We start from the raw sequence: 19,242 nt of genomic DNA on the forward strand, positions 1-19,242 counted from the left end.
GTCGACGCGCCTCGTGCCATCCGGACCACAGTGGCACACGGTCACATCCCCGGGTATGAGGGAAACCCCTGATTCTCGGCGTGTCGGAGGCGATGATCCCGCGACGGCAGCGCATGCTAGTAAGCAGACTCACTTCAGAACCGCCGATGCTCAAGGAGCCCTCATGCCGCGACCCGCCTCCGACAAGCGCGAACGCCTCACCACGGCGGCGATCCACCTCGCTCGCACGGAGGGGATCCAGTCCACGACTCTCGCCGCCATCGCGACCGAGGCCGGCGTCGCGCCGGGCTCGGTGTACTACTACTTCAAGACCAAGGACGACGTTGCGGCTGCGGTGGCCGACGGCATCGCCGAGCTGCTGGCGGCGCAGCGCGCCGAATACGGCACGGACGCGAAGGCTGCGCTCGCGGCCCTCCTGTCCGCCTATGTCGACGATGCCGCCGCGATCCGGGCACACGGCACGCTGCTGGCGACAGCATCGGCGGGGACGGGAAGCGATCGGGCGCACCGAGAGGCCATCGACTGGGTGTCGGAGCAGTTTGAGGCGCTGGGCTTCGCCTCCCCCGCCGCCCGCGCTCGCGCCGTCCATCTGCTCGCCACCGTCGAGGGCGGCGCCGCGCTCGCCCGCGCCCTCGACGACCCCTCCCCGCTCGAGCGCGAGGCCGCCCATCTGGAGCGGTGGGTCGAGAACTCGTCCTCCTAGGGCGGCTCAGGAACGCGCGGGACGGCCGAGCCCCTCCGACCAGACCCGCCGCTCGATCTCGTAGGCCGCGCCGAAGCGCCGGTCGCCATCGGCGCCGTACACGATCGTGTCGTGTGCGGGAGCGTGACATGGAGCGTCGAGGGCGCCGTCGCGCACCATCGCCAACCAGTCGCCGTGCACCGCGTCGGCGAGGCTCTGCGGGGGATCCTCACCCACCGCGTGCGGCACGCCCTCGCCGTCAAGGATGTCGAAGCCGAACGGCACATCCACGCAGTGCGCGGCACCCTGGGCGGCGTCCGACCGCGACTCCCAGCGGAAGTCGTACGCCCAGGTGCTCCCTGCGCCGCGCCACGCGGCCCAACCGGCCGTCGGAGCGCGGAAGATTGCATCCGAGAGCGCCTGTCCCAGGGCCCAGTCCGCCCCGCGCTCGGGCTCCCGTGCCGCCATCGCCGCGGCCAGGTCACGGCCGGCCCCTGCCTCGACCAGCAGCTGGGTCGGGTCCGCGCCGGGCCTGCCGGCACTCACCCCCGCCATCGCCTCGTTGAACTCGTGGGCGGTCGAGCCGATGAGCAGCGGCTTGTCCGCTCCTACGCCAGCGCGGATCCCGTCCGTGACCGAGTGCGGCACGATCTCGCCGTCCACCACTGGGGCGAACGGCAGGGGCTGCGCCGAGCGAGTCAGCAGGCTCGGGATCGGGTCGGTCGGTTCATGCTGGGCCGCACCCAGCGCCCGGAACACGGCGATCTCGTCGACGCTGCTCATGCCGGCCACGTCCGGAGCGACACCGAGCGCCTCCGCCACCTCCCGCGCGGCCTGGCGCGCGTGCTCGACGGTGGTCGAGGCATCGGCCGGCGAGATGGCCATCGCGCCCGAGAACAGGTGCTGCGCGGCGGGCAGGGTGAGCAGTCGCATCACGGCGGCGCCGCCGGCGCTCTGGCCGGCGATCGTCACGCGGCTCGGGTCGCCACCGAAGGCGCCGATGCTGCGCCGAATCCACTCAAGGCCCGCGATCCAGTCGAGGATCCCGCGGTTGGGGACCGCGTCCTCCATCCACCCGAAGCCCTCGAACCCCAGGCGGTAGGACAGCGTCGCGGTGACCACGCCGTCGCGAGCGAAGGACTCCCCTACGTACCAGGGGCTGGCCGGGGAGCCGCCCACGAAGCCGCCGCCGTGGATCCATACGAGGACGGGCAGACCGGCCGTGGGAGAGGGATCGGGGGTCGTGACGTTCACGGTCAGCACGTCCTCGCCCGGGATGGACGGCTCCGGGATGCGGGGCGGGTCGTACGGGGACTCGCGCTGCGGCGTGGGGCCGAAATCTGCCGCCTCCCTGACGCCGTCCCATGGAGACATGGGCGCCGGGGCCGCGAACCGCAGGTCCCCCACCGGGGGCGCCGCGAAGGGGATGCCGCGGAAGGTCGCGTACGCGGTGGTGACCCCGCCCGCATCCGTGCGGGACCGCCACCGGCCCCGCACGCTTCCATCAGGGGTGGTCACGATCGGATCGTCGGCGAGTCGCACGTGGCTCATGCTAATCGCGGTCTGAGCCCCCCGCATCGGCCCCAAGAACGCCAGCCCGCCCGACAGTGCGCACCACATGCGAGGCAGGCGCCCCGCGACAGGCCCGCCCGGACCGGTGTGCCGAGGCGCGTCGCGATCACGTGGGTTCGTGCTGTCGGCGAGGTGGCGGCCGAATAGGCGAATGGGACCGCCTTCACTAGAATGGGGCGCTGTGCCCGGGGACGGGCATGCCACCCCTGACACTCCTGGAGTTCCCGCATGCCTCTCGTGGTGCAGAAGTACGGAGGATCCTCCGTCACGGACGCCGACGCGCTCAAGCGCGTCGCCCGGCGCATCGTCGAGACCCGCCGCGCCGGCAACGACGTCGTGGTCGCCGTCAGCGCCATGGGCGACACCACCGATGACCTGATCGACCTCGCCAACGCGGTGAGCACGGACCCCGCTCCTCGCGAGATGGACATCCTCCTCACTGCGGGAGAGCGCATCTCGATGGCGCTGCTCGCGATGGCGATCCGCGAGTTGGGCGTCGGCGCGCAGGCCTTCACCGGGCCGCAGGCCGGCGTCATCACCACCGAGCACCACGGCCGCGCACGCATCATCGACGTCGCTCCGGGCCGGCTGCAGAAGGCAGTCGAGGACGGCGACGTCGCGATCGTCGCCGGTTTCCAGGGCCTTCACCCGGACACCCAGGACGTGACCACGCTCGGCCGCGGCGGCTCGGACACCACCGCCGTGGCGCTCGCCGCGGCCCTCGGGGCCGACGTGTGCGAGATCTACACGGACGTCGACGGCGTGTTCACTGCGGACCCGCGCATCGTGCCGTCCGCCCGCAAGCTCAGCCGCGTCTCGTACGACGAGATGCTCGACCTCGCCGCCTCGGGCGCGAAGGTCCTCATGCCGCGGTGCGTGGAGTACGCGCGGCGATTCGACGTGCCGATCCACGTGCGCTCGTCCTTCTCCGGCCTTGAGGGGACCTGGGTGACGGGGGACACTGACGAAGGAGACGATATGGAAGACCCGATCATCGCAGGCGTCGCTCACGACCGCTCCGAGGCCAAGATCACGGTCATCGGGGTCCCGGACGTGCCCGGCTCCGCCGCGCGCCTGTTCGAGGCCGTCGCCCGTGCCGATGTGAACATCGACATGATCGTCCAGAACGTGTCCGCGATCGTCACCGGCGTGACCGACATCTCCTTCACGCTGCCGGCCGAGTCGATCCCGCGCGCGACAGCCGCGATCGAGGCGGACCACGGCGCGATCGGCTATGCGGAGCTGCGCACCGACGACACGATCGGCAAGATCTCGCTCGTCGGCGCGGGCATGCGCTCCAACTCGGGCGTCAGCGCCAAGTTCTTCGCGGCGTTGCGCGACGCGGGCGTCAACATCGAGATGATCTCCACCTCGGACATCCGCATCTCGGTGGTGACCCGGTCGGAGAACCTGGACGACGCGGTGCGCGCCGTGCACACGGCATTCGAACTCGACTCGACCGACGGCGAGGCCGTGGTCTACGGAGGGAGCGGACGATGACCCTGACCATCGCAATCGTGGGTGCCACCGGTCAGGTGGGCACCGTCATGCGCGAGCTCGTGGCCGAGCGCTTCCCGGACGCCCAGGTGCGCCTGTTCGCGTCGGCCCGATCCGCGGGCAAGGTGCTCGAGCACCGCGGCCAGGACGTCACGGTCGAGGACATCGCCTCGGGCGACTACTCCGGAATCGACATCGCGCTCTTCTCCGCGGGCGGCGGGCCGTCCAAGGAGTATGCGCCGCTGTTCGCTGCCGCGGGCGCCGTGGTGGTCGACAACTCGTCCGCGTGGCGCATGGACCCCGACGTGCCGCTCGTGGTCTCGGAGGTCAACCCCGACGCGCTCGATCGTCTCCCCAAGGGGATCGTGGCGAACCCCAACTGCACCACCATGGCCGCGATGCCCACGCTCAAGGCGCTCCACGCCGAGGCCGGCCTCACGCGCCTGGTCGTCTCCACCTATCAGGCCGTCTCCGGCTCGGGCGTCGCGGGCGTTCAGGAGCTCGGCACCCAGGTGCGCGCGGTCGCGGACCAGGCCGATGCGCTGGCGAGGGACGGCCGCTCCGTGGACTTCCCTGCCCCGGGCGTGTACACCGACACGATCGCCTTCAACGTGCTGCCGCTCGCCGGCGGCCTGCTCGACGACGGCTCGAACGAGACCGTCGAGGAGCGCAAGCTGGTCGACGAGTCGCGCAAGATCCTCGGGCTCCCCGAGCTGCGGGTCAGCGGCACGTGCGTGCGAGTGCCGGTCTACTCCGGCCACTCGCTGTCCGTGAACGCCGAGTTCGCCTCGCCCCTGTCCGCCGAGCGTGCCTACGAGGTGCTCAACAGCGCCCCCGGCGTGGTCGTCGACGAGGTGCCGACGCCGCTGAAGGCGGCGGGAGCCGACCCCACCTACGTGGGCCGGATCCGCCAGGACCACGGAGTCGACAATGGCCGCGGGCTCGCGCTGTTCATCGTGGGCGACAACCTGCGCAAGGGCGCGGCGCTCAACGCCGTGCAGATCGCGGAGCTGCTCGCCGCGCGCCTCACCGCCGCCCAGGCATAACCCCCTCCCTGTCCGGCACTGGTGGTCGCCTACGGAGCCTGACAGCGCCCTGTCCGGCACCCGGCGTCAATGAGTGCCGGATAGGGCGCCGATCTGGCGTGTACCCGGCAATGGGTGCCGGACAGGGAAGGTGAGCTAGACGATCAGCCACGCCATCGCGCCGATGATCACCAGGCACACGCCCGCGATCGGCAGCGCCTTCGTCAGCACCTGACCCTCGCGGCCGGACAGGCCCACGGTGGCCGCGGCGGCCACCACGTTGTGAGGGCAGATCAGGTTGCCGATCGCGGCTCCCGCACCCTGAGCGCCCATCAGCGGCACGGGATCGAGCTCCGCCGACAGCGCGGTCTGGTCCTGGAACTCGGTGAACAGGATGTTCGATGCCGTTGCGGACCCGGTCATGAACGTCCCCAACGCCCCCACGAACGGGGACAGCAGCGGCCACGCGGCGCCGGCGCCCGCAGCGGCCACGGCGAGCTGAGTGGTCATGCCCGATTCGGACATGGTGAAGGCGACCGTCACCATCGCCACCAGCGCCACGAACACCGGTATCACCTGGTAGGTGGCCTTCTCGAAGGCGAGGCCGATGTCGCGCAGCGCCGCGCGCTGCCACACCGCGCCGGCCGCGAACGACAGGAGGAGCAGCAGCCCCGGGTGGTACAGCGGCTGGATGCTCTCCGAGAAGTGGCCGAACAGTTCCCAGCGGACCTCCCACGCCTGGGTCGCCTCACGCACCGGTGCCACCAGGCGGGTGAGCAGCACCAACGCGACGAGCACCAGGTACGGCGCCGTCGCGGCAAGCACGCTCATGTGAGGCTCGCGCCGCACCGAAGGCGACGGGACGGCCGCGCCAGCCCGCGCATCGGCCGCGCGCCACTCCTCCGAGTGCTCGATCGCCTCCTCCGCACTCTCGCGCATCCGCTCCTCGGCGGCGACCTCCGCGTCGTCGAGAGGCGGCCCTGAACCCGTGGCGTCGTCCCGCATGCGCCGGTTCACGCCCCACCGCACGGCCAGGATGAACACCACCGCGCCGCCGATCGCGCCCACGAGGGACGGCAGCTCAGGGCCGACGAACCGCGCGATGAGCAGGTTCGGCACGAAGAAGGCGGCGTAGGCCACGGCCATCCACTTCCACGGCGGCCCCGCGGTCGGCAGCAGGGTGCCCACCAGGCGAGCGACGACGAATGCGAGCACGAGTCCCACGACCGCCATGTATGGCGCCACCGACCACGACAGTTCCCGCGGACCGTAGTCGACGATCGCGAGCTGCGCGAGGGTGGGCGTGCCGACCGCCGCGAACGGCACCGCCGACGCGTGCCCCACCATGGCCGCGACCACCGCTGTGACGGGCTTGAAGCCGGCGGCGACGAGGAACGGCGCCGCGAGCGCCACGGGCGTGCCGAATCCCGCGGCGCCCTCGATCAGCAGGCAGAAGAACCACACGATCAGCAGGGCGGCGACCCTCGGGTCCGGCGTGATCCGCGCGAGCCCCGCCTCCAATGCGGCCGTGGCTCCCGTCCGCTGCTGCAGGTGATGGATCCCGAGCGCCGGCCCGATGATGAGCATCACGGTGAACGCCACCCATGCCGCGCGGGCCAGCACGCCGAGAACGCCCTCGACGGGTCCGAACGGATCGTCCACGCCGAACTCGAATGCGGTCAGCGCGAGGATCAGCGCCCCGAAGGCGGCCGTGGCGCCGGCAAGGGAGGCGGACCACTTGGCGCCCACCATCAGGATGAGGATCGCCGCGACGGGCAGCGCGGCAAGCACGGTCAGCATGGCGACGTCGCCTGGAGCACGGACGGGGTCATGTCCTCAGGGTGCCAGATCGGCGGCCGGTGCGCGGGCGGGTCAGCCAGCATCGTCCCAGGTGCGGGGGCCTACACGTGCGCTTGGCGATCGCCGAGAGGGTCGAGCAGGAGCGACGCGAACGCAATCTCCGCAGCGCCCACCATGATCAGTTCGTCTCGCAGCGCAGCGCGCTCGATCCGCAGCCGGTCGGCGAGCGGAGAGAACGCGTACGCCGCGACCGCTGCCTCGAGCCGGTCGGTGCGCAGCGCGTGCAAAGTGCCCAGGAACCCGCCGAGGATCACGGACTCCGGGTTGAAGACCGACACGAAAGAGGCGATCGCGCGCGCGAGCACGTCGACCTGGCGGTCGATCTCGTCGCTGAGCGCGGCCGACAGGGATCCCGACAGGGCGGTGTCGAGATCCTCGTGGTCGAGGATCGTCGCACCGGCCGCCACCTCGAGTCGCTGCAGGTTGACCTCCGTCTCGAGGCATCCCGACCGGCCGCAGTGGCACAGTTCGCCGCCGGGCGTCACGAGGGTGTGCCCGAGCTCTCCCGCGAAGCCGTCCGCGCCGCGCAGCACGGCGCCCGCGACCAGCACCCCACCGCCGATTCCGGAGGTCGAGCCGTTCAGATAGATCAGCTCGGACCGGTCACGGCCGGCACCGAACAGCGTCTCCGCCGCGAGCGCCGTGTTCGCGTCGTTGTCCACCGCCACCGGCACGCCGAACACCTCCTCGTAGACCTCGGCGACCGGCTCGTCGGTCCAGAGCAGGTGCGGGGCACGCGTCACGACGCCCTCATGGGGGCGCACCAGGCCGGGGACCGCCAGACCCACGCCGACCACTCGCAGGCCGGCCGGCGCATCGGCCGTGAGGGACTCGACCGCGATGCGGACGCGCTCGACGGTGGCAGCCACGCTCGGGACTCCGTCCAGGACGATTCGCTGGCGACCGTGGACCACGCCCCCCAAGCCCACCAGCCCCACGAGGATCGCGTCGACATCGGGGTTCACGGCGATCGCGGCGACCCGTGAATCCGGGCGGACGATCGGGCTCGGCCGCCCGACGGTCCCGGTGGCGGGGGCGGTCTCCTCCACGAGACCGGCGGCCACCAGCTCGGCGACGAGCGCGCCGATGGTGGATCGGTTCAGGCCCGTCAAGCGCGTGAGCTCCGCGCGGGAGGCCGATCGACCGTGATGCACCAGGGATAACAGGGTCGACAGGTTGTGGCGACGCGTTGACTCGTTGCGGCTGCCACGCCCGGCGGCGAGGGGACGCGGAGGCGACGCTTCGGTCATCTGCTTGGCCTCCTAGTAGGATCGGGCGCAAAGGGACACTCTACATTTTGACAGGCTCACCAGGGCCGATTAAGTTGTGGTCAACAACCTATGAGATCGACGATGATCGGAGTTTAACCATGGCCCCCACCCCCACACGCGAGGACAAGTTCTCGTTTGGCCTCTGGACCCTCGGCTGGGAAGCGCAGGACCCCTTCGGCCCCGCGACTCGCCCTCGCCTCGACACGGTGGAGGCCATTCATGGGCTCGCAGAAGCCGGCGCCTGGGGCATCACCTTCCACGACGACGACGTGTTCCCGTTCGGCTCCTCGGACGCCGACCGCACCAAGGCGATCGACGATCTCAAGGGCGCGTGCTCGGACACCGGCCTCGTGGTCGAGATGGTCACGACCAACCTGTTCTCGCACCCCGTGTTCAAGGACGGCGGATTCACGTCGAATGACCGCGGAGTGCGTCGTTTCGCCATGCGCAAGGTGCTGCGCAACATCGACCTCGCCGCCGAGCTGGGAGCCACGACGTTCGTCATGTGGGGCGGGCGCGAGGGCGCGGAGTACGACTCCGCCAAGGACGTGCACGCGGCCCTCGAGCGTTACCGCGAGGCCGTCAACGTGCTCGGCGACTACGTCACCGACAAGGGCTACGACATCAAGTTCGCGATCGAGCCCAAGCCGAACGAGCCCCGCGGCGACATCCTGCTGCCCACCGTCGGCCACGCGCTGGCATTCATCAACTCGCTCGAGCGCCCCGAACTGGTGGGCCTCAACCCCGAGACCGGGCACGAGCAGATGGCCGGGCTGAACTTCACCGCCGGCATCGCGCAGGCGCTCTACCACGGCAAGCTGTTCCACATCGATCTCAACGGGCAGCGCGGCATCAAGTACGACCAGGACCTGGTGTTCGGTCACGGAGACCTGCACAACGCCTTCTCGCTGGTCGACCTGCTCGAGCACGGCGGCCCCAACGGCGGCCCGAGCTACGACGGACCGCGTCACTTCGACTACAAGCCCTCGCGCACCGAGGACATCAAGGGCGTGTGGGAGTCCGTCAAGGCGAACATGTCCATGTACCTGCTGCTCAAGGAGCGCGCGGCCGCGTTCCGCGCGGACCCGGAGGTCCAGGAGGCGCTCACCGAGGCGCGCGTGTACGAGCTCGGCCAGCCCACCATGGGCGAGGGCGAGTCGTACGACGACCTGATCGCCGACCGCTCGGCCTACGAGGACTTCAAGCCCGACGAGTACTTCGGCGGCAAGGGCTTCGGCTTCGTGCGCCTGCAGCAGCTCGCCTCCGAGCACCTGATGGGCGCTCGCTGACCGCTGCGCTCGACCACCATGCTTGACCGGTGCGCCCGCCCCCTCGCTCTTCGCGGCGGGGGCGGGCGCACCGCTATCTCACCCTCTCCACGAAAGGACGCGCGATGACGCTCGTTGCCGGTATCGACTCCTCGACTCAGAGCTGCAAGGTGGTCGTGCGCGACCTGGACTCCGGGGATGTGGTGCGGTCCGGCCGCGCCTCGCACCCCGACGGCACCGAAGTGCCCCCCGCCGCGTGGTGGGACGCGCTCCGGTCCGCTCTGGACGATGCGGGCGGCCTCGACGACGTCGCCGCGGTGTCCGTCGGTGGTCAGCAGCACGGCATGGTCGCGCTGGACGCCGAGGGCCGGGTCATCCGTGACGCCCTGCTGTGGAACGACACCCGCTCGGCTGGCGCCGCCAACGACCTGATCTCCGAGTTCGGCGCCGGTGCGCTCGCCGACCGCACCGGGCTGGTGCCGGTCGCGTCCTTCACCTCCACCAAGCTGCGCTGGCTGCGCGACGCGGAGCCCGAGAACGCCGCACGCGTCGCTGCGGTCGCCCTCCCCCACGACTGGCTGACCTGGCGCCTGCGCGGCTACGGGCCCGCAGACGAGAGCCCGAATGGCCCCGTCCTCGATGAGCTGACGACGGACCGCTCCGACGCGTCCGGCACCGGATACTGGAGCCCCGCATCGGGCGAGTACGACCGCGAGCTGCTGATCGCGGCGCTCGGCCACGACGCCGTGCTTCCCCGAGTGCTCGGCCCCGGCGAGTCCGCCGGCCGCGGCGTCGCGGGATACTCGCAGACGGCCGATGCGGTCGTCGGCCCGGGTGCGGGTGACAACGCCGGATCGGCGCTTGGCTTGGGCGCCGGCGAGGGCGACGCCGTCGTCTCGATCGGCACCTCGGGCACGGTCTTCGCCGTCACTCCTGTGCCCGCTCGCGACGAGTCGGGATCGGTCGCCGGCTTCGCCGACGCCTCTGGACAGTTCCTGCCGCTGGTCGCCACCCTCAACGCCGCGCGAGTCCTGGATGCCTTCACCCGCGTGCTCGGCGTCGACCACAACGAGCTCGGGACGCTGGCCCTCGCCGCCGAGCCCGGCGCCGGTGGCGCCGTGCTGGTGCCGTACTTCGAGGGCGAGCGCACGCCCAACCTGCCCGATGCCACCGCGACGCTGAGCGGCCTGACGCTCGCCTCCACCACCCGCGAGAACCTGGCCCGCGCATCGGTCGAGGGCATGCTCTGCGCTCTTGCCGATGGCGTCGACGCCGTGCGCCGTCAAGGCCTCGAGCCCAAGCGCCTGCTGCTGGTCGGCGGGGCCGCGCAGAACCCGGCCGTCCAGGCCATCGCTGCGCAGGTCTTCGACGTGCCCGTCGAGATTCCCGAGCCCGCCGAGTACGTCGCGCTCGGCGCCGCCGTGCAGGCGGCCTGGGCCCTCACCGGCAGCCGCCCCTCGTGGGAGGTGCACACGGTGGCGACGCCCGCCCCCGACCACCAGCCGGTGATCCGCGAGCAGTATCGCGCCGCCGCCGATCGCGCCGCGGAGTAGCCCCGCACCCCCATCCCGTCTTAGCATCCCAGTGGGCGCTCAGTGTCGGTTCTTGGGCGCGGTGTGATGCTGGCGGACGCTGAGTGTCGGCGCGAAAGTCCTGGCAGAAGGCCTTGACCGCCGGACTACGCGCACTGCTAGCCTCAGTCGCACGCAACGGAGATGCAACGACGCAGCGGGATCGACATTGGTCGCCCAGTTCCCGCCGTTGAGCGAGTGGGCGAAACCGGCTCCGATGACACGATCATCGAAGGAGCAAGATATGAAGAAGTCCATCTTCGCCGGCATCCTCGCAAGCGCGAGCATTCTGGTCGGCACCACCGGTTCGCCCGTCGCGGCGGCCCCGAGCGCTGGCGGGGCCAGCGACTCCTCCCAGTTCGCCGGAACGGTCTCCGACATCGTCGGCCCGGCGCCAGACACGGGCATCCCGCGCCGCTGGATGCGTCATGTCGGCGATCCCGCGCCCAGCGGCTACAGCCAGGGCTACCAGTGGGGCAGCCCCTCCATCACCACCCCGGCCGATGCGGGCATCGTCACCTTCGATGGCACGCTCGACCTGGTCGACGCCGGCGCCGGCGACTTCGGACTCATCGGCCTGTTCGACACCGCGACGCTCGCTGCGGGCGAGCGAGGACTGAACGAGGGCGCGTACATCTATGTCACCATGCGGGCCGCAGACCAGGTCAGGGTGGGGCTTAGCGACGGTCGCGACACGGGCGGCGAGTACGTGCAGACGTTCCACGACATCGACCTCACGGGCACCGACCGGGCGCTCGACGTCACGTTCCAGATCGATCCCGATGCAGACCCGGCCACGTGCGCCACGGCCACCGCCGACGTCGCGACGTCTGAGGGCTGCCTCACGCTGCAGATCGACGACCTTCCGCTGCTGACGGACAGCTACGGCTCCATCACCAACGACGCGGTCAACGGCGGCCACGAGTTCATCGACGGCGGCACCGTCGGCTGGGACGGGCTGGCATCGGCGACCGAGGCCACCGGCATCGACTACGACCTCACGGTGTCCCCGGTCGTCGTGCTCGAGCCGCAGACCAAGGCTGACTGCAAGAAGGGCGGCTGGGAGGCCTTCGGCTTCAAGAACCAGGGCAAGTGCGTGTCGTCGGTAGCTAAGAACTCCTAGCACCCTCCCTGTCCGGCACTGGTGGTCGCCTACAGCGCCTCTTGGCTTCCTGTCCGGCACGGCACGGACACCAGTGCCGGACAGGGAGCCGATGCGCCTCACAGGGGGCAATGAGTGCCGGACAGGGTGCGGGTCGGGATAGCGACACCGCAGAAACAGCAAAGCCCCTCCCGAGGGAGGGGCTTTGCTGTTGATGGTCGGGGTGACAGGATTTGAACCTGCGACCTCGTCGTCCCGAACGACGCGCGCTACCAAGCTGCGCCACACCCCGTTTTGGAGCCGTGCCAGGATACCTGATGCCCGGGCCCCCGACCTAACTGGCCCTCATGCCTCCCGCGGCATGAGCGTGAGCATCGTGACCTCGGGTCGGCACGCCACTCGCACAGGAGTGTAAGGGGAGGTGCCGACCCCCGCAGACACATGCAGCCACGCGCTTTCGGAGCCTCCCGGCGCATCGGGCCGCGGGCCAGGCCAGCCGTGCAGACCACTCGCGCGCGATGTATCGAGATCGCAGTTCGTCACGAGCGCCCCATACCCCGGCACGCACACCTGGCCACCGTGCGTGTGACCCGCCAGGATGACGGATGCGCCGTCGCGCTGGAGGGCATCGAGTGTGCGCGTGTAGGGCGCGTGCGTGACGCCGATGCGAAGGGAACCGGAGTCGTCGGCCGTCACCGGCAGCGCGTCCAGGCCCAGGTGCGGATCATCGAGTCCCACGAACGTCACTCGCTGTCCGCCGATCTCCAGCGCGCCGCGGGCGTTGTTGAGATCGAGCCAGCCGGCCCGGGTGAGCCCCGCTGTCAGCGAGTCCGTGTCCAACGACGTGGGGCTGTCGTGCAGCTCCGTCGGGCGCTTGAGGTAGGTGAGCGGATTCTTGAACCTCGGGGCGTAGTAGTCGTTCGACCCGTGGACGAACACCCCGGGGAACTCGAGCAGCGGCTCGAGCGCGTGCAGGGCCGTCGGCACCGCGTCCACGTGCGCGAGATTGTCACCCGTATCCACCACGAGATCGGGGCGGTAGCGCGCGAGCGATCGCACCCACTGCACCTTGTGACTCTGACTCGGCGTCAGGTGCAGATCGCTCAGGTGCAGGATGCGGATGGGGCGCGCACCGGGCTCCAGCGCCCTCGCGGAGAGCTGCCTGACGACATATGAACGCGCTTCGACGAGGCTCCACGCCAGCACACCGGCGCCCACCGACGTGGCCGCAGCGGCGGCCTTGACCCAAGGATTCACGCTGTCACTCAGTCGTCATCGTCGTCGCCGCGGCCATTGCCGTTGCCGTTTCCGTTGCCACCGCCGTTGTCCTCGTCGTCGTCCTCATCGATCCGGTCGCCGTCCTCGTCGAATCCGGGGCAGGGCTCGTTCGTGTCCTCGTTGAAGGGGTCGTTGCCCGTGCACTGACGCTCCCAGCCGCTGGGCGGGTTCGACTCGAACTCCGCCGGCGGCCAGGTCGAGCCCCAGTAGTCGTCCGGGGCCTCGCTCCGGTCCCAACCGTCCGGCCAGTTGTACCACCAGTTCGGGTAGGAATCGGTGGCGATGTACACGGTCATCGTGCCGCCCGGCGTCATCGTGCTGCCGGAACGAGGCGACTGCGCTGCGACGGTTCCCGCCTCGTACTGGTTCGAGAACACCCGCTGCTCGGAGACTCGGAAGACGAAGCCGGCCTCGTTCGCCACGAAGCGTGCAGAGCTCTCGGTGCGACCCCGCAGATCCGGAACCCGCACCGGCACGCCATCCAACATGTCGGACGAGACGTCCGGGAAGTCGAGCACCTCGGCGCCCTCGAGTGAGCGCTCCATGAACGCCTCCCACGTGGGCGCCGCCAGGGTGGAGCCATAGAAGTACGCCTCGTAGCGGCCGCCGATAGTCATGTCCTGCTGCGGCACGTCGCGGTCGGGGTGGCCCAGCCAGAAGACCGAGGCCAGCTGCGGGGTGAACCCGGCGAACCAGGTGTGCGCGTTCTGCTGCGACGTTCCGGTCTTTCCTGCGGACGGGCGGCCGTCGAGCTGCGTCCACTGCCCCGATCCGCTGGTCATGACCTCCTGCATCGCGTAGGTCACGCCGTTCGCCACCTCGGCGTCGATCGCCTGGCGGCAGTCCTCCTGCGGCACGGGCACCTCGGTGCCGTCCGGCTGCGTGATCGACAGAATCGCCCGCGGCTCGCAACGAATGCCCTCGTTGGCGAAGGTCTGGATCACCTCGGCCATGGCCAGGGGGGAGGCGTTCTGCGAGCCCAGCACCGATGACGGCACGGGCTCGTACGGCTGCCCGTCGGCGCGCTCGTACCCGAGCCGCTCCGCCATGGAGCCGATGTCGCACAGGTCGAGCTGACTCGACATCGCCACGTAGGCCGTGTTCACCGAGTTCGCCGTCGCCTGCAGCACGGACATCTGCCCGGCGCCGGTGCCGCCGACGTTGCCCGGCTCCCACGTGCCCGAGTAGAGCGGCCCGTCACCGAGGCACGATGCGGTCCAGTCGTCGCCCTCCCACTCGCGCTTGGCTCCCGACACGAACTGTCGCAGCGAATGGCCGGTGTTGAGCCACTCGGCCAGGATGATCGGCTTGAAGGTCGACCCGGGGGAGAAGCCTCGGGAACCGCCCATCTGGCGGTCCACTGCGTAGTTGATCGACGTGGAGTTCTCCGCCTCCGCCGCCGGGTCGAACTCGCGGTTCTGGGCCATCGCCAGCACCTCACCGGTCTCCGGGTCCAACGCCACCATCGCCATCGCGAATCCGGACGGGTCGTCGATCGGGAGGGTGTTGCGCAGCTCCTGGTTCGCGATCCGCTGCTTCTTGACGTCGAGGGTCGTGACGATCTTGAGCCCGCCGGTGAGGAGCAGGTCGTAGCCGGAATCGCCGTCGGAATTGAAGACCTCGTCGAACCGGATGACCTTGGTGACGTAGTCGCAGAAGAATGGGGCGTCCTCGGCGGCCGCGCACGAGAACTTGGGTTGCGAGACGTTCAGGGTCTCGTCGACGGGGATGGCCTCCCACTCGTCGAACTCCGCCCTGGTGATCATGCCCTGCTCGTACATCTCGCCGAGCACGTTGTCGCGCCGGACCTCGGTGTTCTCGTAGTTGGTGACCACGCCGTCCTCACCTTCGAAGGTGCGGGTCGGGTCCCACCGGGTCGGGTTCTGGGTGATGCCGGCGATGGTCGCGGCTTCGAGGGCGGTGAGCTCCTTGGCGGGCTTCGAGAAGTAGTACTGCGCCGCGGCCTCGACGCCGTAGATGTTGCTGCCGAACTGCGCGATGTTGAGGTACTGCTGGAGCACCTCTTCCTTGCCGCAGTCGACGGCGGGGTCCTCGCCCGTGCACTCCGTGCCGAGCTGTGCGTTGAGGTTCTCCTCGAACGCCAAGGCCAGGCGCCACTCTCGGATCTTGCGGGCCATCGAGACCTCGGTGGCCTCGGCGAGCGCTGTCTCCCGAGCCACCTCGTCGTCCTCGTTCAACGCGGCCTGCAGCAGCGTGTTCTTCACGAGCTGCTGCGTGAGGGTCGAGGCGCCGGGGTTCTCGGGGGTCGTGAGGTTCCTGTACGCCGCGCTGGCGAGACCCTCGCCGTCGACGCCGTTGTGCTCCCAGAACCGCTTGTCCTCGATCGCGACGACGGCCCGCTGCATCCACGGGGAGATCTCCTCGAGGGGCACCACCACTCGGTTCTGCGAGTAGAAGGTCGCAAGCAGCGTCTCACCGTCGCGCGCGTAGATGTTCGACTGCTGTGGCAGGCGGGGATTCGCCAGGTCGTCAGGCAGGTCCTCGAAGAGCTCCGCCGATCCGGTCGCGGCCGAGCCGGCGACGGTGGCGACGGGGAGCGCGATGCCGGCGATCAGGAAGCCGCCTATCACGGAGAAGGCTACGAACATGAGGAGCGCAGCCATCAACTGAACCACCGTGACTTGGCCGTCACGGCGCGCTCGACTCGAAGAGAGGATACCCATACACCAACCTTACGTCCCGCGTGCGAGGCACACACGTCCCATGCTCAACGTGCCACCCCCCTGGAGCGTTGCGACGAAGGCGCGTTAGTCTTCGTCACATGACGACATGGGAATACGCGACCGTACCGCTGATCGACCACGTGACCAAGCAGATCCTCGACCAGTGGGGCGAGGACGGCTGGGAGCTCGTGCAGGTCGTGACCGGCCCCACTGGCGGCCTGGTGGCATATCTGAAGCGCCCCAAGTCATGACCGCATCGGCGCGATTGGCAGACCTGGGGCTCACCCTCCCCCAGGTCGCGACTCCCGTCGGCACCTACACGCCAGCACGCCGCTTCGGAGACCTCGTGTACACCTCGGGGCAGCTCCCCCTCGTCGACGGCGAGCTCGTCGCGACCGGAGTGGTGGGGCAACGGGCGGGGGACGTGGGGCCGGAGCGCGCGGTCGAGTGCGCGCGGGCCGCCCTCCTGAACGCCCTCGCAGCGGTCGCCTCCGTGACCGACGGCATCGACGATGTGCTGGGCGTCGTCAAGATGACGGGATTCGTCGCCTCCGCGCCTGGCTTCACCGGCCAGTCGGCCGTGCTGAATGGCGCCAGCGGCATCCTCGCGGACGTGTTCGGTGGGCCGGGCCGGCATGCCAGGGCCGCGGTGGGAGTCGCCGCGCTGCCACTGGGGGCCCCGGTCGAGATCGAACTGATCGCCGAGCTGCGTCCGCTCTGACGGGCGCCCGGACCAAAAGCCGCAACCGCGCCGAAGATCAGCGCGAACGCGCCCGCAGCCGCTCTGGCTCGAAGACCTCGACCGAGCCGATGTGCACGTCGATCCAGCCGCGCGCCGCGAAATCCGCGAGCGCCTTGTTGACGGTCTCTCGCGACGCGCCCACGAGCTGGGCCAACTCCTCCTGGGTGAGCCCGTGGCGCACGGTGACGTGACCGCGCTCCATCCGCCCGAACCGGTGGCCCAAGTCGAGGATCGCCTTGGCGACGCGTCCCGGCACGTCCGAGAACACCAGGTCCGCCATGGTGTTGGAGATTCGGCGGATGCGCTGCGCGAGCGCACGCATGAGGTGGCGGGACATCTCGAGGTGATCGTCGAGCCAGACGTCGAGCACCTCTTTGGGCAGCTCGTAGACGACGGACTCCTCGACGGCATGCGCGCGAGACAGTCGGGGGCCCGGATCGAACACCGACAGCTCGCCCAGCATGTCGCCCACGCCGAGCAGGCCCAGCAGGTTCTCGCGACCGTCGCGCGCCGTCCGGGCCATCTTGACCTTGCCCTTGACGATCACGTACAGGGCGTGGCCGTCGTCCCCCTCGTTGAAGAGCACGTCGCCCTTGACGAGTTCGAGGCGCTTCATCATCGTGATGAGCGAGCGCGCGGACGCGCCGTCCATCCCGCCGAACAGCGGCGAACTGCGCAGCAACTGCTCCTCGCGGGGTGACTCACCCATGGGCGCCCCCGCTGCTATGCGCGCCGGTGGCGTGGGCCGAGCCCATTGCTTTGACCATCTGCGCCGTCACCGTCTCCAGGTTCTCGCTGACACGTTCCTCGTACGACTGTAGCCGGGCATCGAGCGCGGCCAGCGACTCGACGCTCCTAGGCGTCACAGTCGAGGGCTCGGGCCAGATCGCCTGAGACAGCTCGACCGGCGTCGGGGCATCGGCCGCCAGGGCCTCCCACGCATCGTCGAGGCCGAGCGTCTCGAGCTCAGAGACGTCCGCGAGCCTGGCGACCGAGAGATCCGTGCGGGCCCGCACCATGCGCCGCCACCAGCGCACTCGCGCAAGCTCGAGCCTCATCTCCCGCCGCCGGTGCCTGAGCTGGACGACGTGAGCGTCGACTTCGCCGTTCGTCACTCGCACCTCCCGAATCGCCCTCGCGCGGGCGCTGGCGCGCTCCGACAGCATGACTATCGGCGCGCGCATTGGCCCCCTTGAGGGTCGCCTAGTGTGAATCCATGGCCTCTCGCACCCCCGTCACCGTGGCCAGCGCGGACATGGCGGCTCCCCCCGTCGCGCTCACTCGGCGCGCACGCACCATCAACCGTGCGCTCGCCGAGGTGTATCCCGACGCGCACTGCGAGCTCGACTATCGCTCGCCGTTCGAGCTGCTGGTCGCGACCGTGCTGAGCGCGCAGTGCACCGATGTTCGCGTCAACCAGGTCACCCCAGCACTGTTCGCGCGCTACGAGGACCCCGCGGCCCTCGCATCGGCCGATCGCACCGAGCTCGAGACGCTCATCCGCCCCACCGGCTTCTACCGCGCGAAGGCCGAGTCGCTGCTGGGACTGAGCCGCGACATCGTCGAGCGCTACGACGGCGAAGTGCCCGGCCGCCTCAGCGATCTCACCACCCTGCGCGGGGTGGGACGCAAGACGGCGAACGTGGTGCTCGGCAACGCCTTCGGCGTCCCAGGCATCACCGTCGACACCCACATGGGACGGCTGGCGCGACGCCTGGGGCTCACGACGAACGAGGACCCGATCGCCGTCGAGCGCGACCTGATGGCTCTCATCGAGCGCCGCGAATGGACCCTGTGGTCGCACCGCGTGATCTTCCACGGGCGGCGTCGGTGCAAGGCGCGCAAGCCCGAATGCGGGGCATGCGAGATCGCGGCGCTGTGTCCCACCGCCCCGGGCACGCCCGTGCGCAACCGCGAGGCGAGCACCGCCGCCGACTAGGTCGGCTAGTGGGCAGCTTCCTCGCTGTCCTCTGGCGCGGCGACCGGCGCCTTGGGAACAGGCGGGTCGAACCGGTAGCCCACATTGCGCACCGTGCCGATCAGGTGCTCGTGCTCGGGGCCGAGCTTGGCGCGCAGGCGCCGCACGTGGACGTCCACCGTGCGCGTGCCGCCGTAGTAGTCGAAGCCCCACACCTCCTGCAGCAGCTGGTCGCGCGTGTAGACGCGGCCGGGGTGCTGCATCAGGTACTTCAGGAGCTCGAACTCCTTGTACGTGAGGTCCAGGGGCACACCCTTGAGACGGGCCGTATAGCCGCCCACGTCGACGTTGAGGTCTCCCGAGCTGAACTCGGCGGCCTTGTCGAGGGGGTCCTCCCGGTTCGCGCGGCTCACCATCAGCCGGATCCGCGCCTCCACCTCGGGCGGCGAGGCATCCGTGAGCACCACATCGTCGGCACCCCAGTCGGCGTTCACGATCGACATGCCCCCCTCGCGCAGCACGAGCAGCAGCGGCACCGAGATCCCGGTCACCTGCACCAGCCGGCAGTTGTTGCGGGCCTCGGCGAGGTCGTGGCGGCCGTCGACGATGATCACGTCCGCGTCCATGGCGTCGAGCATCGCGGACGGCTCCGGGGGGAGCACCCGGATGCGGTGCGACAGCAGTCCGAGTGCAGGCAGGACATCAGCAGACCCGTCTTCAGACGGGGTCAGGACGAGCAGGTCTGCCATTGCCACCTCCGGTGGCCTTTACT

General features: G+C 70.1%; 17 protein-coding genes and 1 tRNA gene. 9 read left to right on the forward strand and 9 right to left on the reverse strand.

The genetic code is table 11. The features are described 5' to 3' along the window. Positions 1–163 precede the first annotated feature (163 nt). On the forward strand, positions 164–703 hold the full coding sequence (locus ACNI14_RS07085; RefSeq protein ID WP_420519259.1) for a TetR/AcrR family transcriptional regulator: 540 nt from the start codon (positions 164–166) through the stop codon (positions 701–703). A 6-nt stretch (positions 704–709) separates the two neighbouring features. On the opposite strand, the gene ACNI14_RS07090 is transcribed toward ACNI14_RS07085, so the two are convergent. Next, entirely contained in the window at positions 710–2,224 is a 1,515-nt protein-coding gene (locus ACNI14_RS07090; RefSeq protein ID WP_420519261.1) for a carboxylesterase/lipase family protein, read from the reverse strand. A gap of 258 nt (positions 2,225–2,482) precedes the next feature. Here ACNI14_RS07090 and ACNI14_RS07095 point away from each other — a divergent pair, with 258 nt between their 5' ends. Next, entirely contained in the window at positions 2,483–3,754 is a 1,272-nt protein-coding gene (locus tag ACNI14_RS07095) for an aspartate kinase (RefSeq protein WP_420519263.1), read from the forward strand. Further along, positions 3,751–4,797, forward strand: a complete 1,047-nt coding sequence (locus ACNI14_RS07100) for an aspartate-semialdehyde dehydrogenase (protein ID WP_420519264.1) — start codon at positions 3,751–3,753, stop codon at positions 4,795–4,797. The genes ACNI14_RS07095 and ACNI14_RS07100 overlap by 4 nt, the downstream gene beginning before the upstream one ends. Positions 4,798–4,932: 135 nt before the next feature. Here the strand turns inward: ACNI14_RS07100 and ACNI14_RS07105 are convergent, their stop codons facing one another. Continuing rightward, on the reverse strand, positions 4,933–6,576 hold the full coding sequence (locus tag ACNI14_RS07105; RefSeq protein ID WP_420519266.1) for an L-lactate permease: 1,644 nt from the start codon (positions 6,574–6,576) through the stop codon (positions 4,933–4,935). Between the two features lie 101 nt (positions 6,577–6,677). After that, entirely contained in the window at positions 6,678–7,886 is a 1,209-nt protein-coding gene (locus ACNI14_RS07110; RefSeq protein ID WP_518486579.1) for an ROK family transcriptional regulator, read from the reverse strand. Positions 7,887–8,005: 119 nt separating this feature from the next. Between ACNI14_RS07110 and xylA the strand changes: the two genes are divergently transcribed. From xylA to ACNI14_RS07125, 3 genes are all read left to right on the forward strand, one after another. Continuing rightward, positions 8,006–9,196, forward strand: coding sequence for a xylose isomerase (xylA, locus tag ACNI14_RS07115; RefSeq protein ID WP_420519268.1), 1,191 nt, complete (start codon positions 8,006–8,008; stop codon positions 9,194–9,196). Positions 9,197–9,300: 104 nt separating this feature from the next. Beyond that, the gene (xylB, locus tag ACNI14_RS07120; RefSeq protein WP_420519269.1) at positions 9,301–10,728 is read left to right on the forward strand and encodes a xylulokinase; all 1,428 of its coding nucleotides are present in this window, start codon (positions 9,301–9,303) and stop codon (positions 10,726–10,728) included. Positions 10,729–10,990: 262 nt separating this feature from the next. After that, complete coding sequence (locus ACNI14_RS07125; protein ID WP_420519270.1) at positions 10,991–11,869, forward strand: hypothetical protein; 879 nt, start codon at positions 10,991–10,993, stop codon at positions 11,867–11,869. Positions 11,870–12,063: 194 nt separating this feature from the next. Here the strand turns inward: ACNI14_RS07125 and ACNI14_RS07130 are convergent. From ACNI14_RS07130 to ACNI14_RS07140, 3 genes are all read right to left on the reverse strand, one after another. Then, a tRNA-Pro gene (locus tag ACNI14_RS07130) sits at positions 12,064–12,140 on the reverse strand. A 53-nt stretch (positions 12,141–12,193) separates the two neighbouring features. Beyond that, positions 12,194–13,105 carry a metallophosphoesterase gene (locus tag ACNI14_RS07135; RefSeq protein WP_420519271.1) on the reverse strand — a complete coding sequence of 304 codons (912 nt, stop codon included), beginning with the start codon at positions 13,103–13,105 and terminating at the stop codon, positions 12,194–12,196. Positions 13,106–13,113: 8 nt separating this feature from the next. Further along, positions 13,114–15,750, reverse strand: a complete 2,637-nt coding sequence (locus ACNI14_RS07140; RefSeq protein WP_420519273.1) for a transglycosylase domain-containing protein — start codon at positions 15,748–15,750, stop codon at positions 13,114–13,116. Positions 15,751–15,908: 158 nt separating this feature from the next. On the opposite strand from ACNI14_RS07140, the gene sp36 reads away from it, so the two are divergent. After that, positions 15,909–16,061, forward strand: coding sequence for a Sp36 family protein (gene sp36, locus ACNI14_RS07145; protein WP_419390442.1), 153 nt, complete (start codon positions 15,909–15,911; stop codon positions 16,059–16,061). Further along, positions 16,058–16,531 (forward strand): RidA family protein, encoded by a 474-nt coding sequence (locus tag ACNI14_RS07150; protein WP_420519274.1) that lies wholly within the window; start codon positions 16,058–16,060, stop codon positions 16,529–16,531. Before sp36 ends, ACNI14_RS07150 begins: the two co-directional genes overlap by 4 nt. Positions 16,532–16,568: 37 nt before the next feature. Here ACNI14_RS07150 and ACNI14_RS07155 read toward each other — a convergent pair whose 3' ends face one another. Both ACNI14_RS07155 and ACNI14_RS07160 read right to left on the reverse strand, forming a co-directional pair. Next, positions 16,569–17,261 (reverse strand): Crp/Fnr family transcriptional regulator, encoded by a 693-nt coding sequence (locus ACNI14_RS07155; protein WP_420519275.1) that lies wholly within the window; start codon positions 17,259–17,261, stop codon positions 16,569–16,571. Further along, positions 17,254–17,667 (reverse strand): hypothetical protein, encoded by a 414-nt coding sequence (locus ACNI14_RS07160; protein ID WP_420519276.1) that lies wholly within the window; start codon positions 17,665–17,667, stop codon positions 17,254–17,256. Before ACNI14_RS07160 ends, ACNI14_RS07155 begins: the two co-directional genes overlap by 8 nt. A gap of 101 nt (positions 17,668–17,768) precedes the next feature. Between ACNI14_RS07160 and nth the strand changes: the two genes are divergently transcribed. Next, on the forward strand, positions 17,769–18,491 hold the full coding sequence (nth, locus tag ACNI14_RS07165) for an endonuclease III (protein ID WP_420519277.1): 723 nt from the start codon (positions 17,769–17,771) through the stop codon (positions 18,489–18,491). Positions 18,492–18,496: 5 nt separating this feature from the next. Here the strand turns inward: nth and ACNI14_RS07170 are convergent, their stop codons facing one another. After that, positions 18,497–19,219, reverse strand: coding sequence for a winged helix family transcriptional regulator (locus ACNI14_RS07170; RefSeq protein WP_420519279.1), 723 nt, complete (start codon positions 19,217–19,219; stop codon positions 18,497–18,499). Positions 19,220–19,242 lie beyond the last annotated feature (23 nt).

The sequence above is a fragment of the Demequina pilifera genome (assembly GCF_048814985.1).
Classification (GTDB): Bacteria; Actinomycetota; Actinomycetes; order Actinomycetales; family Demequinaceae; genus Demequina.

Bases quoted from the DNA above. Each gene is read 5' to 3' on its own strand.
- ACNI14_RS07085 (WP_420519259.1), top strand. From the start codon at position 164: ATGCCGCGACCCGCCTCCGACAAGCGCGAACGCCTCACCACGGCGGCG.
- ACNI14_RS07095 (WP_420519263.1), top strand. From the start codon at position 2,483: ATGCCTCTCGTGGTGCAGAAGTACGGAGGATCCTCCGTCACGGACGCC.
- ACNI14_RS07100 (WP_420519264.1), top strand. From the start codon at position 3,751: ATGACCCTGACCATCGCAATCGTGGGTGCCACCGGTCAGGTGGGCACC.
- ACNI14_RS07105 (WP_420519266.1), bottom strand. From the start codon at position 6,576: ATGCTGACCGTGCTTGCCGCGCTGCCCGTCGCGGCGATCCTCATCCTG.
- ACNI14_RS07110 (WP_518486579.1), bottom strand. From the start codon at position 7,886: ATGACCGAAGCGTCGCCTCCGCGTCCCCTCGCCGCCGGGCGTGGCAGC.
- xylA (WP_420519268.1), top strand. From the start codon at position 8,006: ATGGCCCCCACCCCCACACGCGAGGACAAGTTCTCGTTTGGCCTCTGG.
- xylB (WP_420519269.1), top strand. From the start codon at position 9,301: ATGACGCTCGTTGCCGGTATCGACTCCTCGACTCAGAGCTGCAAGGTG.
- ACNI14_RS07125 (WP_420519270.1), top strand. From the start codon at position 10,991: ATGAAGAAGTCCATCTTCGCCGGCATCCTCGCAAGCGCGAGCATTCTG.
- ACNI14_RS07140 (WP_420519273.1), bottom strand. From the start codon at position 15,750: ATGGCTGCGCTCCTCATGTTCGTAGCCTTCTCCGTGATAGGCGGCTTC.
- sp36 (WP_419390442.1), top strand. From the start codon at position 15,909: ATGACGACATGGGAATACGCGACCGTACCGCTGATCGACCACGTGACC.
- ACNI14_RS07150 (WP_420519274.1), top strand. From the start codon at position 16,058: ATGACCGCATCGGCGCGATTGGCAGACCTGGGGCTCACCCTCCCCCAG.
- ACNI14_RS07155 (WP_420519275.1), bottom strand. From the start codon at position 17,261: ATGGGTGAGTCACCCCGCGAGGAGCAGTTGCTGCGCAGTTCGCCGCTG.
- nth (WP_420519277.1), top strand. From the start codon at position 17,769: ATGGCCTCTCGCACCCCCGTCACCGTGGCCAGCGCGGACATGGCGGCT.
- ACNI14_RS07170 (WP_420519279.1), bottom strand. From the start codon at position 19,219: ATGGCAGACCTGCTCGTCCTGACCCCGTCTGAAGACGGGTCTGCTGAT.